Annotated in this window: 20 protein-coding genes; 14 read left to right on the plus strand and 6 right to left on the minus strand. The window is 52.3% G+C overall.

Going from position 1 to position 22,137, the window contains the following annotated elements:
- Positions 1–3: 3 nt before the first annotated feature.
- Positions 4–555 (minus strand): ribosome biogenesis factor YjgA, encoded by a 552-nt coding sequence (gene yjgA / locus OGX98_RS22105; protein ID WP_045439118.1) that lies wholly within the window; start codon positions 553–555, stop codon positions 4–6.
- Positions 556–648: 93 nt separating this feature from the next.
- Between yjgA and pmbA the strand changes: the two genes are divergently transcribed.
- From pmbA to OGX98_RS22160, 11 genes are all read left to right on the plus strand, one after another.
- Positions 649–2,001, plus strand: coding sequence for a metalloprotease PmbA (pmbA, locus tag OGX98_RS22110; RefSeq protein ID WP_045439120.1), 1,353 nt, complete (start codon positions 649–651; stop codon positions 1,999–2,001).
- A gap of 160 nt (positions 2,002–2,161) precedes the next feature.
- A complete protein-coding gene (cybC, locus tag OGX98_RS22115) occupies positions 2,162–2,548 on the plus strand; it encodes a cytochrome b562 (protein ID WP_045439122.1) in 387 nt (128 codons plus the stop codon).
- Between the two features lie 314 nt (positions 2,549–2,862).
- Positions 2,863–3,201 carry a glycine dehydrogenase gene (locus OGX98_RS22120; protein ID WP_223306970.1) on the plus strand — a complete coding sequence of 113 codons (339 nt, stop codon included), beginning with the start codon at positions 2,863–2,865 and terminating at the stop codon, positions 3,199–3,201.
- Between the two features lie 10 nt (positions 3,202–3,211).
- A complete protein-coding gene (locus OGX98_RS22125; RefSeq protein ID WP_008786042.1) occupies positions 3,212–3,574 on the plus strand; it encodes an SFCGS family glycine-rich protein in 363 nt (120 codons plus the stop codon).
- Positions 3,575–3,576: 2 nt separating this feature from the next.
- Entirely contained in the window at positions 3,577–3,876 is a 300-nt protein-coding gene (locus OGX98_RS22130) for a DUF4312 family protein (protein WP_045439135.1), read from the plus strand.
- A 22-nt stretch (positions 3,877–3,898) separates the two neighbouring features.
- Positions 3,899–4,675: a DUF4311 domain-containing protein gene (locus OGX98_RS22135; RefSeq protein WP_045439140.1), complete on the plus strand. Its 777-nt coding sequence runs from the start codon at positions 3,899–3,901 to the stop codon at positions 4,673–4,675.
- A gap of 11 nt (positions 4,676–4,686) precedes the next feature.
- Entirely contained in the window at positions 4,687–5,331 is a 645-nt protein-coding gene (locus tag OGX98_RS22140; RefSeq protein WP_003830379.1) for a DUF4310 family protein, read from the plus strand.
- Positions 5,332–5,393: 62 nt separating this feature from the next.
- The gene (locus OGX98_RS22145) at positions 5,394–6,527 is read left to right on the plus strand and encodes an amidohydrolase/deacetylase family metallohydrolase (RefSeq protein WP_286595925.1); all 1,134 of its coding nucleotides are present in this window, start codon (positions 5,394–5,396) and stop codon (positions 6,525–6,527) included.
- Positions 6,511–7,629, plus strand: a complete 1,119-nt coding sequence (locus tag OGX98_RS22150) for a DgaE family pyridoxal phosphate-dependent ammonia lyase (RefSeq protein WP_286595926.1) — start codon at positions 6,511–6,513, stop codon at positions 7,627–7,629. Before OGX98_RS22145 ends, OGX98_RS22150 begins: the two co-directional genes overlap by 17 nt.
- On the plus strand, positions 7,626–8,366 hold the full coding sequence (gene dagF / locus OGX98_RS22155) for a 2-dehydro-3-deoxy-phosphogluconate aldolase (RefSeq protein ID WP_284096876.1): 741 nt from the start codon (positions 7,626–7,628) through the stop codon (positions 8,364–8,366). The genes OGX98_RS22150 and dagF overlap by 4 nt, the downstream gene beginning before the upstream one ends.
- 21 nt (positions 8,367–8,387) lie before the next feature.
- On the plus strand, positions 8,388–10,301 hold the full coding sequence (locus tag OGX98_RS22160; RefSeq protein ID WP_286595927.1) for a BglG family transcription antiterminator: 1,914 nt from the start codon (positions 8,388–8,390) through the stop codon (positions 10,299–10,301).
- 34 nt (positions 10,302–10,335) lie between these two features.
- On the opposite strand, the gene nrdG is transcribed toward OGX98_RS22160, so the two are convergent.
- The 5 genes from nrdG to treR all read right to left on the minus strand — a co-directional run bounded on the left by nrdG (position 10,336) and on the right by treR (position 17,649).
- On the minus strand, positions 10,336–10,800 hold the full coding sequence (gene nrdG, locus OGX98_RS22165; RefSeq protein ID WP_048222265.1) for an anaerobic ribonucleoside-triphosphate reductase-activating protein: 465 nt from the start codon (positions 10,798–10,800) through the stop codon (positions 10,336–10,338).
- Between the two features lie 105 nt (positions 10,801–10,905).
- Positions 10,906–13,044: an anaerobic ribonucleoside-triphosphate reductase gene (nrdD, locus tag OGX98_RS22170; RefSeq protein ID WP_286595928.1), complete on the minus strand. Its 2,139-nt coding sequence runs from the start codon at positions 13,042–13,044 to the stop codon at positions 10,906–10,908.
- 408 nt (positions 13,045–13,452) lie between these two features.
- On the minus strand, positions 13,453–15,105 hold the full coding sequence (treC, locus tag OGX98_RS22175) for an alpha,alpha-phosphotrehalase (protein WP_286595929.1): 1,653 nt from the start codon (positions 15,103–15,105) through the stop codon (positions 13,453–13,455).
- A gap of 49 nt (positions 15,106–15,154) precedes the next feature.
- The gene (treB, locus tag OGX98_RS22180) at positions 15,155–16,573 is read right to left on the minus strand and encodes a PTS trehalose transporter subunit IIBC (RefSeq protein ID WP_045439168.1); all 1,419 of its coding nucleotides are present in this window, start codon (positions 16,571–16,573) and stop codon (positions 15,155–15,157) included.
- A gap of 110 nt (positions 16,574–16,683) precedes the next feature.
- Entirely contained in the window at positions 16,684–17,649 is a 966-nt protein-coding gene (gene treR, locus OGX98_RS22185) for a trehalose operon repressor TreR (protein WP_286595930.1), read from the minus strand.
- A 198-nt stretch (positions 17,650–17,847) separates the two neighbouring features.
- Between treR and mgtL the strand changes: the two genes are divergently transcribed.
- The 3 genes from mgtL (at position 17,848) to OGX98_RS22195 (ending at position 22,107) form a co-directional block, all read left to right on the plus strand.
- Entirely contained in the window at positions 17,848–17,901 is a 54-nt protein-coding gene (gene mgtL / locus OGX98_RS24020; protein WP_223307022.1) for a mgtA regulatory leader peptide MgtL, read from the plus strand.
- A gap of 142 nt (positions 17,902–18,043) precedes the next feature.
- Positions 18,044–20,752, plus strand: a complete 2,709-nt coding sequence (gene mgtA, locus OGX98_RS22190; protein ID WP_045439174.1) for a magnesium-translocating P-type ATPase — start codon at positions 18,044–18,046, stop codon at positions 20,750–20,752.
- A 377-nt stretch (positions 20,753–21,129) separates the two neighbouring features.
- Positions 21,130–22,107 (plus strand): TRAP transporter substrate-binding protein, encoded by a 978-nt coding sequence (locus tag OGX98_RS22195; RefSeq protein ID WP_286595931.1) that lies wholly within the window; start codon positions 21,130–21,132, stop codon positions 22,105–22,107.
- Positions 22,108–22,137 lie beyond the last annotated feature (30 nt).

Raw genomic sequence — 22,137 nt, forward strand, 5'->3', positions numbered from 1 at the left:
AAATTATGCTTCGTTTTCAGCCAGCTCACGCAGATACTGGAAGATCTGACGCGCTGATTTCGGCGGTTTATTGCCTTCTTTCTCTTTCTTCGCATTGCGAACCAGAGAACGAAGCTGCTGACGGTCGGCGTTTGGCCACAGGCTCAGTACTTCTGCTACCGCGTCATCACCTTCAACGATCAAACGATCGCGCAACTGTTCAAGTTTGTGAAACAGCACAACCTGTTGGTTATGACGGTTTTTCAGCTTATCCAGCGCCTGGCGAATAGGATCGACATCCCGCTGGCGCAGCATTTTACCAATCAGCTGCAACTGGCGGCGACGGCCTTCCATCTTGATACGCTGCGCCAGTTCAATGGCGGCACGCAGATCCGCATCGAGCGGGATTTTATCCAGCGCGTTTTTCCCCAGTTCTACCAGTTCTACGCCCAGGCGCTTTAACTCCTCGGCGTCACGCTTAATTTCACTTTTACTGACCCAGATAATTTCATCGTCTTCGTCTTCGATGTCATCACCGGGAACGTCGTCGAGCCAGTCTTCGGGCTGCTTAGTCATGTCAGGCTCCTTAAAAAAAGAGGCTAATGTTACCAGTTAAGATGCGCACTGAAAAACGGTTCTCTGTTAGACTTCAGAGAAACTCTCTACATTATGGCATTTGCGATGAAAGTAATCTCACAAGTTGAAGCGCAGCGTAAGATTCTGGAAGAAGCGGTCTCGACAGCACTGGAGCTAGCGTCAGGTCAGTCGGATGGCGCGGAAGTCGCTGTAAGCAAGACCACGGGTATTAGCGTCAGCACCCGTTATGGTGAAGTGGAGAACGTAGAATTCAATAGTGATGGTGCTCTTGGCATTACGGTTTATCACCAGAACCGTAAAGGGAGCGCATCATCCACTGATTTAAGCCCGCAGGCTATCGCACGTACCGTGCAGGCCGCGCTGGATATCGCCCGTTACACCTCGCCGGACCCGTGCGCGGGCGTGGCAGATAAAGAGCTGCTGGCATTTGATGCGCCAGATTTAGATCTGTTCCACCCGGCAGAAGTGTCGCCTGATGAAGCTATTGAATTGGCCGCGCGTGCTGAACAGGCTGCGTTACAGGCCGATAAGCGCATTACTAACACCGAAGGCGGCAGTTTTAATAGCCACTATGGCATCAAAGTTTTTGGTAACAGCCATGGCATGCTACAGGGTTACTGCTCCACGCGTCATTCACTTTCCAGTTGCGTTATCGCTGAAGAGAACGGCGATATGGAACGCGATTATGCCTATACCATTGGCCGTGCAATTGGCGATCTGCAAACGCCGGAGTGGGTCGGCGCAGACTGTGCCCGTCGCACCTTATCTCGCCTGTCGCCGCGTAAGCTGTCCACCATGAAAGCACCGGTTATTTTTGCGAACGAAGTGGCGACCGGACTGTTTGGACATCTGGTAGGCGCTATTGCAGGCGGCTCGGTGTATCGCAAATCCACCTTCTTGCTGGATTCACTGGGCAAACAGATCCTGCCGGAATGGCTGACCATTGAAGAACACCCGCATCTGTTGAAAGGACTGGCATCCTCACCGTTCGACAGTGAAGGCGTGCGTACCGAGCGTCGTGACATTATCAAAGATGGTGTACTGACTCAGTGGCTGTTGACCAACTATTCTGCCCGTAAACTGGGGCTGAAAAGCACCGGTCATGCTGGCGGCATTCACAACTGGCGTATTCCCGGACAAGGGCTAAGCTTCGAGCAGTTGCTCAAAGAGATGGGCACTGGCCTGGTTGTTACCGAACTGATGGGGCAGGGCGTGAGTGGTATTACCGGCGATTACTCTCGCGGTGCGGCTGGCTTCTGGGTCGAAAACGGTGAAATTCAGTATCCGGTAAGTGAAATTACCATTGCCGGTAACTTAAAAGAGATGTGGCGCAATATTGTGACCGTAGGGAACGATATTGAAACGCGCAGTAATATACAGTGTGGTTCTGTACTGTTGCCGGAGATGAAGATCGCCGGTCAATAATACCCTTCATACTTCAAGCTGCAGGTGTGTTGGTTTTACGCGTTCATCCCAGTCACTTACTTATGTAAATGGCCGGGATTCACACGCTTGCCGCTTGCCTGCAACTCGGATTATTTAGGGTATCGGGCGTTATTTTTTAATAATAAAAAGGAAGTGAGCAATGCGTAAACACCTGTTAGCGATCATCGCGGCTTCAACGCTGGTTCTTGGCTCTTCTGCGTTTGCTGCCGATCTCGAAGACGACATGGGGATCCTCAACGATAACCTGAAGATCGTCGAAAAAACGGATAATGCGACTGAACTCAAAGGTGCGTTAACCAAAATGCGTGCAGCCGCACAAGACGCACAAAAAGGAACGCCGCCGAAGCTGGAAAGCAAATCCCCGGACAGCCCGGAGATGAAAGATTTCCGCCACGGTTTTGACACGTTGATCGGTCAGATTGACGGTGCGTTAAAACTGGCGAACGAAGGTAAAGTCAAAGAGGCGAAGGCAGTAGCGGAAGAGCTGAAATCCACCCGCAATGCCTACCATAAGAAGTACCGTTGATTTATTTATCCGGCCTACAGACTACGTAGGTCGGGTAAGACATACCCATCAGATTCCCTCCATAAGTAAACGTTATGCCCATCACATTTTTTAACTTTTAACGTCAGACCGTTATTCCTTCCGCTTGTGCTTTACCTGCAATCTCCTGCGATCCCTATCACGTTATGCTGGTTATTAATCGCCAATTCCGTCTTTTCTGTGGCACAGATCACTATCGCTGCTCGCCTTTCCACTTCGAAGTGGAAAACAACTCGCTACAAACTTTTAACCTCCACCGCTAGTTTACCCTCATAGCCATGAGTGGGGTGAAACGAGTGAATAACGGAGTTGCAATGAATGACATGGGGGAACCGGTGACACCGTCTGGTGAACTGGCCGATCGCATGCTGGCGCAGGTATATGCCCTGTTGCGTGAACGCCACATCATCCCCAACGCCGTACAGGAACAAATGCTGACGTCGCATGTTCGCGCCATGGCGCACCGCTCGGTGACGGGGGAACCCTTGCCAGACGTTGATGCCAGCCTATTTGATGAAATTTCTGCCGAATCAATGGCGCTTGCCCGCGACGTCGTAGCTGAGTTTGGCAATCTTCCAGAAGAAGAGGCCTGGCTGCTGTCGGTACATTTCGAAGTCGCGAAAGATAACCTTTAAGGAGCAAAAGATGGAACAGATTACTGTGGTGATTGGCGATCGTCTGGGTAAGGGCCAGAAAGTGGCGGCAGGCGTTGAGAAAGCCGGTGGTCGTGCGGTCGTGGTGCCGGGCGTGGCGGCAGATATGAAACTGGGCGACGTTATGAAAGCGGAAAACGCCACCTTTGGCATCTCTTTTTGTGGCAGCGGCGGCGCGGGAGCCATCACTGCGCAGACCAAATATGGCTACAAAGCAAAATACGGCATGCGCTCAGTGGATGAGGGCGTGACCGCCATTAACGAAGGCTGCAACGTGCTGGGCTTTGGCTTTATGGATAAGGAAGAACTGGGCGAGCGTCTGGTACAGGCGTGGCAAAAGAAATACGGCGCCTGAGTATGAAAGAGCAATTCACCACGACGGTGAGAGTTACCGGCAAAGGCGACACGAAAGCACGCGCCTTTGCTGATGCCCTGAATCATGTTCAGGCTGCGGTGATGAAGGCATCGCCGCATATCTTACTGCGTATTGAGCCACAGGATGTGCAGGTTGTTCAAGCGCGTGAATCGGTGCGTAAAGAGGCATTTTTATTCTTCTTTATGCGCCGGGAAAGACGCACTTTCAGCGTGGAGCTGGATGTGACCGTCAACGTGACTGCCATCAATCTCGACAAGGTGGATTTCGTCACGCAACGCTGATTTACTATTAAAAGGCATAAATATGTTCCTGATAATATTAATAAAATCGCTCATCATCGGCGCGCTGGTTGGCGTGGGTGTCGGCGCTGGGGCTGCACGCATGTTTCATGCGCCTACCACTCAGGGGATGGGCGCATTTCGTACCCTGGGAGAACTGAATTCCTGCGAAGGGGATCCGGCTTCTCACTTCTCATTTGGTCTGGGTTTCTTCTTCAACGCCTGGGCATCATCCGTGGCGGCCGGCGCGTTCACTCAGGATGTCGATCACCGCATCATTCCTAACTGGGGCGCGGCGGCGTTGATGCTGAAAAACCGTAATGTCGGTGAAACGCTGCATGACCCTAAACGCATGGCGATTGCCTGTGGCGTTATCGGCATGATCGTCGTGACCTTTCTGAACCTGACCGCTTCATCCGTACCGGAAGCATTGCAGGTTACCGCTGTTAAGGTGTTGGTTCCTGCGGCAAACCTGCTGGTCAATACCGTGATGCCGGTGATCTTCTGGCTGGCGGCTATTGATGCCGGTAAGAAATCCGGTTTCTGGGCGACAGTCTTTGGTGGTGCAGCACAGCTCATTATGGGTAATGCGGTACCGGGTCTGGTACTCGGTATTCTGATTGGTAAAGGCGTAGAAGAGAGCGGCTGGAACCACGTCACCAAAGTGATGATGGTCGCTATCGTCGCGTTGTTCGTCCTGAGCGGCTTCTTCCGCGGCTTCGATATGAAGATGATTGAATCCTTCCATCTGACCGTGCCGAACTGGCTCGAACTGATCCACAACTCGCTCAGCGGCAAATAACGGAGGTCATCATGGAACAGAATAAAGGTTTTTGGTTTGCCGACTGGTCGTTCCCGATCTTCGTTGGCCTGCTCTCCTCCGGTGTCTTTGCCGGAACGCACATGTACTACCTGTACGGCATCGGCGCATTTAACGAAGTGGCATTTGTGGCGATGCTGAAAGCGGGAATGGACACCGGATCCTACGGCGCGGTTGCGGCGTTTGGCGCAAGTTTCCTGTTTGCCCGAATCATTGAAGGTTCGCTGGTAGGGATCCTTGATATCGGTGGGGCGATTCAGACCGGTGTTGGCCTGGGCGTCCCGGCATTGTTGCTGGGCGCGGGCATTATTTTCCCGGTAGCGAACTTTGCCGCCTCGTTGGTCACGGGTCTGGTGATTGGCCTGGCGATTGGTTACATCATCATTCTGGCGCGTAAGTTCACCATCAATCAGAGCGACTCGACCTATGGCGCTGACGTAATGATGGGGGCCGGTAACGCCTCTGGTCGCTTCCTTGGGCCGTTGATCATTCTCAGTGCGATGACTGCCTCCATCCCTATCGGTATCGGCTCTCTGGCGGGTGCGCTGCTGTTTTACCTGTGGCAAAAACCGATCACTGGCGGGGCGATCCTCGGTGCGATGATTTTGGGATCAATCTTCCCGATTGCGATTAGCTAACACTGCTGTTTTGTAGGCCGGACAGAGCGATTACTCAGCCCTGTCCGGCAAAGGAGAGAACGATGTTTGATTTACTCCTGCGCCATGCGCGTCTGGTTGACGATACGGTGAGCGATATTGCTCTCAAAGACGGCAAAATTGCGGCGCTGGGCGATGTTGATAGCCCGGCGGCAAAAACTATCGACTTACGCGGCGAGTGCTACGTCAGCGCAGGCTGGATTGATTCTCACGTCCACTGCTACCCGAAATCTCCGATTTATCATGACCAGCCAGACAGCGTCGGTATTGCCACCGGCGTCACCACGGTGGTCGATGCAGGTAGTACCGGGGCTGATGATATTGACGATTTTTACACGCTGACTCGTGAAGCGATCACTGATGTTTATGCGCTACTGAATATCTCTCGCGTTGGACTTATCGCCCAAAATGAACTGGCGAACATGACCAACATTGATGCCGATGCGGTGCGACAGGCGGTCAACCGCTACCCTGATTTTATCGTCGGCCTGAAGGCGCGGATGAGCAGCAGCGTGGTCGGTGAAAACGGCATTACGCCGCTGGAGCATGCCAAAGTGATGCAGGCCGAAAACGGCGACTTGCCGTTGATGGTACATATTGGTAATAACCCGCCGGATCTGGATGAAATTGCCGAGCGCCTGGCGGCGGGCGATATCATTACTCACTGTTACAACGGCAAACCGAACCGCATTCTGACGCCAGAAGGCGAGCTGCGAACCTCGGTGTCGCAGGCTCTCGCGCGTGGTGTTCGCCTTGATGTCGGGCACGGCACCGCCAGCTTGAGCTTTGCGGTCGCGAAGCGCGCCATCAGTTTAGGCATTCTGCCGCATACCATCAGCTCAGACATCTATTGCCGTAATCGCATCAGCGGCCCGGTGTATTCGCTTGCCAATGTGATGTCCAAGTTTCTCGCCATCGGCATGTCGCTACCGCAGGTTATTGACTGCGTGACCGCCAATGCTGCTGACGGTCTGCGTTTGAAAAACAAAGGCCGACTTCAGGTAGGTCAGGATGCTGATCTCACCCTCTTTATGCTTAAACGCCAGCCAGCCGTGCTGGTCGATGCAGAAAAAGACAGCTTACAGGCAGATCAACTGCTGGTGCCGCTTGCCGCAATACGTGCGGGCAAGGGTTATATGACCGAACAAGGGAGCGCAGAACATGTCTTCGATTTTTGAAAAATACGATTTAAAACAGGTGATTAACACTTCCGGTCGCATGACGGCGCTCGGTGTTTCCACGCCGCGCCCGGAGGTTGTACAGGCCGCGATGGAAGGGATGAATCAGTACTTTGAGATGAAAGATCTGGTCAACAAAACAGGAGACTACATCGCAAAGCTACTGGAAGTAGAGGGGGCTACGGTCGTCTCCTGCGCTTCGGCAGGGATTGCCCTGTCGGTTGCCGCTGTGTTGGTTAAGGACAGTGACTGGCTGCTGGAAAATCTGCACGTTACGCCAATTGACAACAATGAAATCGTGCTGCCAAGAGGACACAACGTCAACTTTGGCGCACCGGTTGGCAGCATGGTGGCGCTTGGCGGCGGTAAGTTAGTGGAGGCGGGTTACGCTAACGAATGCTCTGCGGCACAACTGGCAGCCGCTATTACACCACGCACGGCGGCCATTCTGTATATCAAATCCCACCACTGTGTGCAGAAAAGCATGCTCAGTGTGGAGCAGGCCGCAGTGGTAGCGCGTACGCATAACTTGCCGCTGATTGTCGATGCGGCGGCGGAAGAAGATTTGCAATGCTATTACCGTGTTGGCGCGGACCTAGTGATTTATAGCGGTGCGAAAGCCATTGAAGGGCCAACCAGCGGTCTGGTGATCGGCAAAACTCAGTATGTCGAGTGGGTAAAACGCCAGACAGCGGGTATCGGGAGGGCAATGAAGGTCGGCAAAGAAGGCATTCTCGGTCTGACCTGCGCCATTGAACTCTATCTGAACGCGCAGAAAGAGAGCGGCGCGGAAATGGTGGAAAAAATGACACCATTTATCAATACGCTGAATACCTTTAATGGCGTTAGCGCCCGCGTGGTATGGGATAGCGCAGGACGCGACATCGCCCGTGCAGAGATTAAGTTTGACGAAGCGGTGACCGGTATCGCCACGGGTGAACTGGTTGATGCGCTTAAACAGGGTGAGTACGCGATTTATTTCCGTAGCTATAAAGCCAACGAAGGGATTATTGAAGCGGATGTGCGCAGCGTCGATCGCGCACAACTGGAGATTGTGGCGCGTCGTATTGGTGACGTGACCCGGCAGGAGAAAAAAGCATGAAACTGACCCCTAACTTTTATCACGATCGCGTTTGCCTGAACGTGCTGGCGGGTTCCAAAGAGAATGCCCGAGATATTTATGCGGCGGCTGAAGGCCATGTGCTGGTCGGCGTGCTCTCTAAAAATTACCCGGATGTTGAAAGCGCTGTGGCGGATATGCGCGAATATGCGGCGCTTATCGACAATGCGCTCTCTGTGGGCCTGGGAGCCGGTGATCCCAACCAGTCGGCGATGGTCAGTGAAATCTCCCGCCAGGTACAGCCACAGCATGTAAACCAGGTTTTTACCGGCGTGGCAACCAGCCGTGCGCTGCTGGGGCAGAATGAGACGGTGGTCAATGGTCTTGTGTCACCTACCGGAACGCCTGGTATGGTCAAAATCTCCACCGGGCCGCTGAGCAGCCAGTCTCCGGATGGCATTGTTCCACTAGAAACAGCTATCGCCCTGCTCAAAGACATGGGCGGCAGTTCGATTAAATACTTCCCGATGGGCGGTCTTAAGTGCCGTAACGAGTACAAGGCTGTGGCCGAAGCCTGCGCCCGTCATGACTTCTGGCTGGAGCCAACTGGCGGTATTGACCTGGATAACTTCGCGGAAATCCTGCAGATAGCGCTTGATGCAGGCGTGAGCAAAATCATTCCTCACATTTATAGTTCTATTATTGATAAGGTGAATGGAAACACTCGCCCGGATGATGTACGCCAGCTGCTGGCGATCACCAGGGCCTGTGTAGGTTAACTGACTGATGAGGAAAAAGACGTGCGATTCCCCAACCAACGTTTAGCACAGCTGTTTGACATGCTGCAAAACGAGGCGCTGCCGCAGGATGAGCTGGCGCAGCGGTTGTCGGTTTCCACACGTACTGTACGAGCGGATATCACCGCGCTGAATACGCTACTCACCCAGTATGGCGCACAGTTTGTTCTCAGTCGGGGCAACGGCTACCAGCTTAAAATTGACGATCCGGCAAGTTATCACGCGTTGCAAACGCAGCAACCAGAGCAGCTGTTGCGTATACCGCGTACCAGCCGGGAACGGGTTCACTGGCTGGTGGTCCGTTTTCTGACATCGGCTTTTTCGCTAAAGTTGGAAGATTTAGCTGATGAATGGTTCATCAGTCGGGCGACGCTGCAGAATGACATGGCGGAGGTGCGTGAACACCTGCAACGTTATCATCTGACGCTGGAAACGCGCCCCCGGCATGGAATGAAGCTGTTCGGTAGCGAGATGGCGATTCGGGCCTGTTTGACCGATCTTCTGTGGACGCTGGCACAGCAAGATCCTGCCCATCCGCTGGTAATGGAAGAGGCGCTCAATGCTGGCGTACCGCAGCAGTTGCAACCTGTTTTACAGGATATTTTTTCCCGTTTTCATATCAGCCTGACCGATGAGGGCGAGCTTTTTCTGCGCTTATATTGTGCGGTGGCGGTACGCAGGATTAGCGAGGGGTATCCACTTCCTGAGTTCGCCGCAGAAGAAGTCGAACATGCGGTGTGCCTTGCTACGCGGGAGATTGCGGCGGTATTGCACCAGTTGGCAGATAAACCGCTTTCCGTTTTTGAAGAAAACTGGCTGAAGGTGCATATTGCTGCCCGTCAGGTTCAGGAGATCGCCCCCAGTGCCATCAATGCTGACGATGATGAGGCGCTGGTTAATTACATCCTGCGTTTTATCAACACCCAGTACAACTATAACCTGCTGAATGACCAGCAACTGCATGCCGACCTGCTAACGCATATTAAGACGATGATCACCCGGGTACGCTACCAGATCATGATCCCTAATCCGCTGCTGGAAAATATTAAACAGCACTATCCAATGGCATGGGACATGACACTTGCTGCCGTGTCGGGATGGGGGAAATACACCCCGTATACGATCAGTGAAAATGAGATTGGCTTCCTTGTCCTGCATATTGGTGTTGGGCTGGAACGTAGTTACAACATCGGTTACCAACGACAGCCCCGTGTACTTCTGGTCTGTGATGCGGGAAATGCGATGGCAAGGATGATTGAAGCGGTGCTGGCGCGTAAGTACTCGCAGATTGAAATTGTAAGTACCGTGACGCTGCGAGACTATGAACAACGGGACAGTATTAGCGAAGACTTTGTTATCTCTACTGCGCGAATTAGCGAAAAAGATAAGCCCGTAGTGATGATTGCGCCGTTTCCAACAGATTATCAACTGGAGCAAATTGGTAAACTGGTGCTGGTGGACAGGACCCGCCCATGGATGCTGGACAAATACTTCGATGCGACGCATTTTCGTATTGTCGACGGGCAAATGGATCAACAGACGCTGTTCAACACACTATGCCATCAGTTGCGGGATGAAGGTTTTGTGGATGCGGAGTTTGTCAGTTCGGTGGTGGAACGTGAGGCCATCGTTAGCACCATGCTGGGTGACGGCATTGCACTACCGCACGCGCTCGGTTTGCTGGCCAAGAAAACGGTGGTCTACACGGTCCTCGCTCCGCAGGGCATTGCCTGGGGAGATGAAACCGCACACGTGATCTTTTTACTCGCCATCAGCAAAAGCGAGTACGAAGAGGCGATGGCAATCTACGATATTTTCGTTACTTTTCTGCGAGAACGCGCCATGGCAAGACTCTGTACCTGCCGTGACTTTAACGAATTCAAAGCAGTCGCGATGGAGTGTGTGAGCCGGTTTTGACAGGCGGAAAACAGAACATCATCCGCCTGAAGTGTTAGCGCAAATGATGCACAACCTGGTTGCTGCTACCGCGCCAGATAAGCGCCGGGTCTTTGAGATCCTGAACAAATTTACCATCGACCAGCACGTTGATGAGATCCACCACCTGCATTTGCTCGGCATTGAGCTCATCGAGTTTGTAACCAGTCCACACCCAGATATCTTTTCCCGGACACTCAGCGTGAATGCGCTGTACCAGTTTCAGAATATCCGGCACGTTTTGCGGATGAAGTGGATCGCCGCCCGACAGCGAGATCCCCTGACGATGGATCCGTGTATCGTTCAGATCGGCAATGATCTTGTCTTCCATCTCTGTGGTAAACGGCTGGCCGGAGTTTAGCCGCCAGGTGCTTTTGTTATAGCAGCCAGGGCATTCGTGCACGCACCCTGAAACAAACAGGGTACAGCGAGTACCGGGACCGTTGACGATGTCGACAGGGTAATACTGGTGATAATTCATTTCGCTTAACCATGCCGGATGGCGTTTTGCTTATCCGGCCTACAATGTATGCACAGTTTGTAGGCCCGGTAAGCGTAGCGCCACCGGGCATAAAACCGTGAGGGATTAACCGAGTTGCCCATTACCTAAATGCTTAACGCGGCGCTTCACTTCTTCTTGCTTACCGGCATTAAACGGGCGTGCGTCCGGGCTGCCTAAATAACCGCATACACGGCGGGTCACCGACACGCGGGCTGCATCATGATTACCACATTTCGGGCAGGTGAAGCCTTTGCTGGTGCACTCAAACTCACCGGTAAAGCCGCACTCATAGCACTCATCGATAGGCGTGTTAGTACCGTAATACGGCACATGCTGGTAGCTGTAATCCCAGACGTCTTCCAGCGCTTTCAGGTTATGCTGAATGTTCGGATACTCGCCGTAGCAAATGAAGCCGCCATTCGCCAGCGGCGGGTACGGTGCTTCGAAATCGATCTTGTCGTAAGGATTAACCTTTTTCTCCACGTCTAGGTGGAAGCTGTTGGTGTAGTAACCCTTGTCGGTCACGCCCGGCACGACACCAAACTCGGCGGTATCCAGACGGCAGAAACGATCGCACAGGTTTTCACTCGGTGTGCTGTACAGGCTGAAGCCGTAACCGGTCTCGTCTTTCCACTGATCGACTGCCTTACGCAGACGTTCGACAATGGCAATGCCCTTGGCACGAAGCGCTTCGCTGTCGTACAAGTGCGTATCACCAAACAGCGCATTGATGGTCTCGTGAATACCGATATAGCCCAGAGAGATTGATGCACGGCCATTTTTGAAGATTTCAGACACGTCATCATCCGCTTTCAGGCGCACACCGCAGGCACCTTCCATATACAGGATTGGCGCTACGCGGGCTTTTACGCTTTCCAGACGAGCGATGCGGGTCATCAGCGCTTTACGCGCCAGCACCAGACGATCGTCCAGCAACTTCCAGAAAGTGGCTTCGTCGCCGTGGGCTTCCAGCGCAATACGTGGCAGGTTGAGGCTGATCACGCCGAGGTTGTTACGACCGTCATGGATCTGCTCGCCGTTCTCGTTTTCCCAAACACCGAGGAAACTACGACAGCCCATCGGGGTTTTGAACGAACCGGTGACTTTTACGACCTGATCGTAGTTCAGGATGTCCGGGTACATACGCTTGCTCGCGCACTCCAGCGCCAGCTGTTTGATGTCATAGTTCGGATCGCCAAACTTATGGTTCAGACCGTCACGGATAGCGAACACCAGTTTCGGGAAGACGGCAGTTTTACGATTTTTACCCAGACCGGCAATACGGTTACGCAGGATGGACTGCTGAATCAAACGAGATTCCCAACTGGTACCCAGGCCAAAACCAAAGGTGACGAACGGCGTCTGACCATTGGCGGTATGCAGCGTGTTCACTTCATACTCGAGTGACTGGAATGCGTCATAGCACTCTTTCTCGGTACGGGAATGCGCATAACCGTCTGCATCCGGGATCTGCCACTCTTCAGCAGTTTTGCGGTGTTTGTTAAAGCTCTCGGTCACGAACGGTGCCAGGACTTCATCAATACGGTTAATGGTGGTGCCACCGTAAATATGGCTGGCAACCTGCGCGATGATTTGTGCCGTAACGGCGGTTGCAGTCGAGATAGATTTTGGCGGCTCAATCTCCGCGTTACCCATCTTAAAGCCCTGCGTCAGCATGCCTTTCAGGTCGATCAGCATGCAGTTAAACATCGGGAAGAATGGCGAGTAGTCGAGATCGTGATAGTGAATATCACCACGCTCGTGTGCCTGGACGACATCACGCGGCAGCAGGTGCTGACGTGCATAGTGTTTGGCGACGATACCGGCCAGCAGGTCGCGCTGGGTCGGGATCACTTTACTGTCTTTATTGGCGTTTTCGTTCAGCAGAGCTGAGTTGGTTTGTTCAACCAGACCACGAATTTCCTGGTTCAGACGGCCACGTTTTTCACGCTGTATATCACGATCGTGGCGGTATTCGATGTACGCACGGGCGAGTTGTTTGTACGGACCAGACATCAGCTGGTTTTCTACCGCTGTCTGGATCTCGTTGATATCGACCTGGCTGCGCTCATTCATCTGGCTGCTAACGACTTCTGCGACGGTGGCACAGTAATCTGCGTCATCGACTCCCGCTGCTTTAGCTGCACGCAGAATGGCTTCTTTGATGCGCTCTGATTTAAACGGCACTTTACAGCCATCTCGTTTCATCACATGCGGTGTCATGATCACTCCATATTTATAAGAACAGGTTATCCACAGAGGTTAGTGAGCGTTCATCGGTTTATTCATCTTTCTATCCAATGACTTCTCGCAATCCAGACCTCTTTTATCCACATTTCCACTGCTATGAAGGGAAATGTTGTTGTAGCAATTGTAGTCGATTAATACAACATATTGGGTCGGAGTGCATTTTAAGTTCTATATGTAGTGATTTGCATCAAGGATGTTTACGTTTTTATTGACGTAGCTCAAAGTAAAAACTGGAGCGTACAGATGACGGGCACTGCAGCCGATTGTAAATTGTGGTGAGAAAAATCTGATTAATTATTCAACAAAAACAGAAGGGTAGGCTGGATGCATGCAGAGAAGCCCGGCAGCGCTATACGCACCGGGCTTAAAACCAATTGCAAGCTATTTTTGCAGCCACCAGATAGCTTCAAAAGGACGCAATGTCATGCCCCCGGGCTGGCTGGCGACCTCGGCATAGTTGTGCATCAGCACCTGCCAGTTTCCACCGGTATGGATCGGTTGCCAGGGTTGGAAGGTCTCGCTCAGGTTGGCAATGACCAGCAGCCGCTGTCCTTGCCATTCTCGCTGATAGCACCACAGATGCGGGCTTTCCGGTAACAGATCCTCGTAGTCGCCCCAGGTGATAACTGGTTCAGTTTTGCGTAAGGCGATCAGTTTCTGATAGGCGTAAAATACCGAATCGGCATCATCAAGCGCTGCTGAGACATTGATATCAGCCGCGTTGTCGCACAGATTGATCCACGGCTCCCCCTGCGTAAAACCGGCATGTTTGCTGCGGTCCCACTGCATCGGCGTGCGGCTGTTATCGCGGGATTTACTGGCGAGGATCGCCAGCAGCTCATCGGCATCACGCCCAGCGGCATTCAGTTCGGCAAACATATTGTGGCTTTCCACATCGCGATAATCGGTAATCTGTCGAAAATGCGGGTTGGTCATGCCAATCTCTTCGCCCTGGTAGATATAGGGTGTGCCCTGCATACCGTGCAGCACCATTGCCAGCATTTTGGCCGCAGGTATGCGGTATTTCCCTTCATCACCAAAGCGTGAAACGATGCGCGGCTGATCGTGGTTACACCAGAACAGTGCGTTCCAGGCGGTGTCGTGCATACCCTGCTGCCAGTGGCGAAACAGGGCTTTCAACGCCACATAATCTGGCTTTGCCAGTGTCCACTTTTCACCATTGGGGTAGTCTACTTTCAGGTGGTGGAAGTTGAAGGTCATCGATAATTCGCTGCCGTCCTGTGCGGCGTATTGCTGACAATGAGCAAGCGAAGTAGAAGACATCTCGCCCACCGTCATCAGATTACGTGGCGTGAAGACGTCACGGTTCATTTCGCGTAAAAATTCATGCACGCGTGGGCCATCGGTATAAAAACGGCGTCCATCACCGTCAGGATCGCTCGGGAAGTCCTGCTCTTTGGAGATAAGGTTCACGACGTCGAGGCGCAGTCCATCTACGCCGCGATCGGCCCAGAATTCACAGACTTTTTTCAGCTCCGCGCGCACTGCCGGGTTTTCCCAGTTCAGGTCAGCCTGCTCCGGGGCAAAGAGGTGCAGATAATACTGCTCGCTTTCAGCGTGCCAGCCCCAGGCGCTGCCACCGAATTTTGAACGCCAGTTATTCGGGCATGCGTCCGGTGTACCATCGCGCCAGATATAAAACTGACGATACGGACTGTCTTTATCCAGCGACTCGCGAAACCAGGCGTGTTGCGTCGAAGTATGGTTAAACACCATATCCAGAATAATACGGATGCCGCGCGCTTTCGCCTGCGCCACCAGTTCGTCAAAATCATCCAGCGTACCGTAGGCCGGGTCGACGGAAATGTAATCAGCGACATCGTAGCCGTTATCAACCTGCGGCGAAATGTAGAATGGCGTCAGCCAGATGGCATCTATCCCCAGTTTTTGCAGATAGTCGAGACGTTGTGTCACACCGCGTAAATCGCCAGTGCCACTACCGGTTGTGTCCTGAAAACTCTTGGGGTAAATCTGATAGATAACGCCGTTTTGCCACCAGTGGGGAATATTCATCGTTATTTCCTGCAAATGCGATGGGGCGCAACTGCGCCCCGAAAAAAAGTCAGACAATCTGTAATGTGCCCTGACGGTATTTACGCTGGTAGATGAACGAGGTCAGTACCATCGGGATAACAATCGATATAACCATTGCCAGGCCAAATACCTGCCAGTAGGTTGGCTGGATGGAAAGGATGCCCGGCAAGCCGCCGACGCCAATACCATTCGCCATCACGCCGTTCAGACCGCACAGCAGTCCGGCAAGGCCGGAGCCGATCATCGCGCATAGCATCGGGAAACGGTATTTCAGGTTGATGCCGTACATTGCCGGTTCAGTCACTCCCAGATAAGCGGAGATCGCAGCAGGAACGGAAATTTCCCGCTCGTTATGTTTACGACTGGAGATAATGATGCCGACCACTGCAGAGGCCTGAGCGATATTCGACAGTGCAATGAGCGGCCACACAGGCGTTCCGCCCATGCTTTGAATCATCTGCATGTCGATAGCGAGCGTGGTCTGATGCACTCCGGTGATCACCAGTGGGGCGTACAGGAAGCCGAACAGCGCTGCGCCAATCGGAGCAAAACTGCCGGTCATCAGATGACGCACAGCAAAGGCGACACCATCGCCAATCCAGCGGCCAAACGGACCGATAAAGGCGTGCGCAAGGAACACCGCTAGGATCAGTGAGCACACCGGAACCACCACCAGATAGAGGTAGTCCGGGACAATGCGTTTCAGGCGCGTTTCAATCAATCCAAGTGCCAGACCTGCCAGCAGAGCTGGAATGACCTGTGCCTGATAACCGACTTTTTCGATAGTAAACAGGCCGAAATTCCATACTTCCGGCACTTGCTGACCCAGCAGGTAGGCGTTCATCAACTGCGGTGAAACCAGCGTGACGCCGAGCACAATGCCAAGGATCGGCGTACCGCCCATTTTCTTCACCGCAGACCAGCAGATCCCGACCGGCAGATAGAAGAAAATCGCCTCGCCAATCAGCCACAGAAAGTCATAAAGCGTTTTCAGTGAGGGATACATCTGCGCCAGCGTCTGGCCGTTGCTCATCGGCAGATCGCCGATCACGTTACGAAACCCTAAGATCAAGCCTCCGCTAATCAACGCCGGCAGCAGCGGGAAGAAGATCTCTGCGAAATGAGAAATCATCTGCTCGTGCCATTTCATGTTCTGCCGCGCGGCTTTTTTCGCCTGCTCTTTGTCGGCACTGGCCTGTCCGGTGGTCGCCAGCAGCGCTTTGTAGTAATCGCCCACCTCGGTGCCAATCACCACCTGGAACTGCCCGGCGTTGGTGAAACAGCCTTTGACCATCGGAAGTTGTTCGATCTCTTTCGGCCTGGCGTTCGCAGGCTGATTCAGCACAAAACGCAGGCGCGTGATGCAATGACTCACCGTGGCGATATTGTCGCGCCCGCCCACCAGCTCAATCAGCCGATCGATGTCTGCTTGTTTTATTTTGCTCATTATTAAGCCCTGTTGTTGACCTGGCGTCAGAGTATATCTTCGTTGAATATTTAAAAATGGGAACGTTCCCGAAACGTAGCGAAGATCACAAATTAACGCTCAGAAAGCGATCAGGAAAGGGTGGATGGGATGATGATTTGGCGCGGCTCGCTGCGGCCGTTGATCTGTTCGATCAGCTGTAAAGCCGCCTGTCGTCCGGCTTCGGCGTAACCGGGATCGACAGTGATGATCTCCGGATGGAGGAATTTCATCAGTGGTGTATTCCCCACACTCGCCAGTTGCAGATTATCGATCCGCTGCTCCTGCAAATATTTGCTGACCCCAAGGGCAAGGGTATCCGTCGCGCATACCAGGGCCGTGGTTTCCGGAGTAATGACATCTGCGGCATGCTCATAACCCTGCTTCATGGCGAGACCTGGCAGAGCAGCAACAGGATGCAGTTTATGTTTCTTGCAGAATGCAAGGTAAGCCTCATGGCGGCGCTTACCGGTGGTCACATCGCTATGGGGAACACCAAGAAAACTGATCTGGCGATGTTCACGGTCGTACAGACGTTGCATCAGAGTATGGATTGCACCCTCATCGTCATAACAGACGGAGGCGAAACCTTTGGCATCTCTTGCCAGTAGCACCAGAGAGTCCTGCCAGGAAGCGATCATGGCTTCTGTAATACCGGTAAAACCAAACAGTACCACGCCGTCAATATTGCGACGTCTGAGCATGCCCAAATGCTCTTCTACCAGTTCAGGTGAAAACTGGCTTTCCATCATAATAGGATCGTAACCCTGCTCATAGAAGGCGGGCAGCATGGTCTGGACGGCGAGATTTTCTGAAAGTGAATCCAGGCGCGTGACGATAATTGCTACCACTTTGTCACTTTGCCCACGCATGGCGCGTGCGGAGCGGGAAGGGGAAAAACCGTGCTGATTCATTACCGCTTCAACACGTTCACGGGTGCGTTCGCTGACACCGCTTTCATTGTTGAGAACGCGGGAAACTGTTGATTTTCCCACGCCGCTTAAGCGGGCGATGTCTTTAATAGTCAGCCGATTCTGCATCCTGTTTTCCCGTAGCACATTCAGTTTTAATTAAGAGGGTAACTTTACTCAAGTGGAGTGCAATGGGCAAAGTCTGCTTTATTTACTTTGTTATTCAGGCAATGTGTATACGTTTGGTTTAGTTACTGTGGTTTATCATACCGCCATAATTGCCACGAACCTTATGGTTTTCTGCGTATAATGCGCCGCGCAACTCACTCACTTACCGGAGGCTGTATGGATCCCGATCCCACCCCTCTCCCGAAACGGAGAAATAAACCTTTCCGGTAAGCCTGCTTTCACTGTCTTACCGGATATGTAAGACAGTGACGTTCTGACGTCCCTGTTGTGATTTTTGATTGCCATCAGGCAAGGCTTTGCTGTGCCTGATGTATTCACTGCGCCTGTGTTTACTGGCGCAGGGGGACTGCCTATGTTTAAAAATATTACCCGCCAGCTGTTTGCCCGGCTCAATCGTCATTTGCCGCATCGTCTGGTGCATCGCGATCCATTGCCCAATGCCCAGGCCGTTGCCAGCGCGCCGATCCCACCTTCCCTGAGCGAACATTGCCTGAAAATGGCGCTGATGGAAGAGGAAGCACTGTGGAAAACGTTTGATGCGCACCCTGAAGGCTTGAACGCCGCTGAAGTGGAAAGTGCCCGTGAGAAACACGGTGAAAACCAGTTGCCGGCACAGAAACCGTTGCCGTGGTGGGTGCATCTGTGGGTCTGTTACCGTAACCCATTTAATATTTTGCTCACCATTCTGGGCGGCATTTCCTATGCCACTGAGGATCTGTTTGCTGCAGGCGTAATTGCCCTGATGGTTGCTATCTCTACGTTACTGAATTTTGTGCAGGAGGCGCGTTCAACCAAAGCGGCAGATGCGCTGAAAGCGATGGTCAGCAACACCGCCACGGTACTGCGGGTGATCAACGAGAAAGGAGAAAACGGCTGGGTAGAGTTGCCGATCGACCAGCTTGTTCCTGGCGACATCATCAAACTGGCGGCAGGCGATATGATCCCGGCTGACTTACGCATCGTTCAGGCGCGTGACCTGTTTGTGGCGCAAGCCTCGCTTACCGGAGAATCACTGCCGGTTGAGAAAGTGGCGAACAGCCGAGACCCGCAGCAAAGCAACCCGCTGGAGTGCGATACCCTGTGCTTTATGGGCACCAACGTGGTGAGCGGTACGGCGCAGGCTATCGTCATTTCCACCGGGGCGAATACCTGGTTTGGACAACTGGCGGGTCGGGTTACTGAGCAGGAAAGCGAGCAGAATGCGTTCCAGAAAGGGATCAGCCGCGTCAGCATGCTGTTGATCCGTTTTATGCTGGTGATGGCACCTGTTGTGCTTATCATCAACGGTTATACCAAAGGCGACTGGTGGGAAGCGGCGCTGTTTGCTCTTTCTGTTGCGGTGGGACTGACGCCAGAAATGCTGCCCATGATCGTCACTTCCACGCTGGCGCGTGGTGCGGTGAAACTGTCGAAGCAAAAAGTTATCGTTAAGCACCTTGATGCTATCCAGAACTTTGGCGCGATGGATATTCTGTGCACCGATAAAACCGGTACGCTAACTCAGGACAAAATCGTGCTGGAGAATCATACCGATATCTCCGGTAAGCCCAGTGAGCATGTGCTGCATTCCGCGTGGCTGAACAGCCATTACCAGACCGGGCTGAAAAACCTGCTGGATACCGCGGTGCTGGAAGGTGTCGATGAAGAATCGGCCCGCCTGCTCTCTACCCGCTGGCAGAAAATCGATGAGATCCCGTTTGATTTCGAGCGCCGCCGGATGTCGGTGGTAGTGGCGGAAGAAACTGATGTGCATCAGCTGGTGTGCAAAGGGGCACTACAGGAGATCCTCAGTGTCTGTACCCAGGTGCGTCACAATGGCGAGATTGTTCCGCTGGATGACAATATGCTGCGTCGGGTTAAGCGCGTTACCGATACGCTTAACCGCCAGGGATTGCGCGTGGTGGCGGTGGCGACCAAATACCTGCCTGCACGTGAGGGAGATTATCAGCGTATTGATGAGTCCGACCTGATCCTCGAAGGATACATTGCGTTCCTCGATCCGCCGAAAGAGACCACCGCTCCGGCTCTGAAGGCGCTGAAGGCCAGCGGTATTACGGTGAAAATCCTCACCGGAGACAGCGAACTGGTGGCGGCAAAAGTCTGTCACGAAGTAGGTCTGGATGCGGGCGATGTGGTTATTGGTAGCAGCATTGAAGGGCTAAGCGATGACGAGCTGGCACAACTGGCCCAGAGCACGACGCTGTTTGCCCGTCTTACGCCGATGCACAAAGAGCGCATTGTCACGTTGCTGAAACGCGAAGGTCATGTGGTTGGATTTATGGGCGATGGCATTAACGATGCCCCGGCACTGCGTGCGGCGGATATTGGCATCTCCGTTGATGGTGCGGTAGATATTGCCCGTGAAGCGGCAGATATCATCCTGCTGGAAAAGAGCCTGATGGTACTGGAAGAAGGGGTCATCGAGGGGCGTCGTACCTTCTCGAATATGCTTAAGTATATCAAAATGACCGCCAGCTCTAACTTTGGTAACGTTTTTAGCGTGCTGGTGGCGAGCGCATTTCTGCCTTTCCTGCCAATGTTGCCGCTGCACTTACTGATTCAGAACCTGCTGTATGATGTATCCCAGGTTGCTATTCCTTTTGATAACGTTGATGAAGAGCAGATCAAAAAACCGCAGCGCTGGAATCCTGCCGAACTGGGCCGCTTTATGTTGTTCTTTGGGCCAATCAGCTCCATCTTCGATATTCTGACATTTTGTCTGATGTGGTTCGTCTTCCATGCCAATACGCCAGAACATCAGACGTTGTTCCAGTCTGGCTGGTTTGTGGTGGGTCTGCTGTCGCAAACGCTGATTGTGCATATGATCCGTACCCGCCGTGTACCGTTTATCCAGAGCCGTGCTGCATGGCCGTTAATGCTGATGACGCTGGTGGTCATGGTGGTGGGGATTGCGCTGCCATTCTCACCGTTGGCCAGCTACTTACAATTGCAGGCTCTGCCGCTGAGCTACTTCCCGTGGCTGATTGCGATTCTGGCTGGTTACATGACATTGACCCAATTAGTGAAAGGTTTTTATAGCCGTCGCTACGGCTGGCAATAATCTTTTAGTTCTCTGCCGGATAGTGCTTGGGTCGCTATCCGGCATTTTTTTATTTCATTCGAAGATATTACTCGACGATATTTCTGTTTTATTTTTATTGAAATACTAACAGGGCAAATTGGTAACAATCCCTTCCTCTTTCTTTGTTTTCTTATCAATAAAACGATCTGCGTTGCAAAAATGAAACACTGTGCTAAAAATTATTAGCGTTGACGTTTTTTTGTGAAGGCAGTCAGTGAAATAAATTGTTACACCAGTTAGTCTGCACAGGTAACGTCGTAAAGAAAGTTTCTCGCTGCCCATTTCTAATTCCGGCAGTCATTTGCTCTGCAAGCTATTCCTGTTAATGGATATTATGAACTTCTGGAGAAGGACAAATGAAACTGACAAAAAACCTGTTAAGTCTGTGCATTGGTGTATCAGTATTACTGACCAGCCATTCAACGTTGGCCCAAACTTTTCGCGCCGCAGATGTTCACCCGGCTGATTACCCGAACGTTGTGGCAGTGAAGCACATGGGAGAGAAGCTGAGTGCTGCAACGGATGGTCGTCTGGAGATTAAAACATTTCCGGGTGGCGTGTTGGGCGACGAAAAACAGATGATTGAGCAGGCACAATTAGGCGCTATCGATATTATTCGTGTCTCGATGACGCCAGTAGCAGCAATACTCCCTGAGATTAACGTGTTTACACTGCCGTATATTTTCCGCGATGAAAACCATATGCATCAGGTGCTTGACGGTATGATTGGCCAGGAAATTGGCGATCGCCTGACGGCAAACAGTAAATCACGTCTGGTGTTTCTCGGCTGGATGGATGCCGGAACACGTAACCTGATTACCAAAAAACCGGTGGTTAAACCGGAAGATTTGCACGGTATGAAAATCCGCGTTCAGGCGAGCCCGATCGCGCTGGATACTTTAAAAGCAATGGGCGCTAACTCCATTGTAATGGGCGTCAGCGAAGTGTTTAGCGGAATGCAGACTGGCGTCATTGACGGAACGGAAAATAACCCGCCAACGTTTGTTGCGCACAACTATTTGCCTGTCGTTAAAAACTATACCTGGAGTAAACATTTTATTATCCCGGAGCTATTTCTTTTCTCGAAGGCTAAATGGGATAAATTGAAAAAAGAGGACCAGGACCTCATCATTAAACTCGCTAAAGAAGCGCAAGTAGAACAGCGCAAGCTCTGGGCTGCCTATAATGAGAAGTCTCTGGAAACCATGAAAGCTAATGGCGTTCAGTTCCATGATATTGATACCGATTATTTCTTTAAAGCCACGCAATCGGTAAGGGATAATTACGGTAAAGAACACCAGGATTTGATCAAACGTATTCAGGATGTGAAGTAATTTATTGGACGGATGGGATTAACCATCCGT

The sequence above is a fragment of the Citrobacter sp. Cm046 genome (assembly GCF_030333065.1).
Taxonomy (GTDB): domain Bacteria; phylum Pseudomonadota; class Gammaproteobacteria; order Enterobacterales; family Enterobacteriaceae; genus Citrobacter; species Citrobacter murliniae.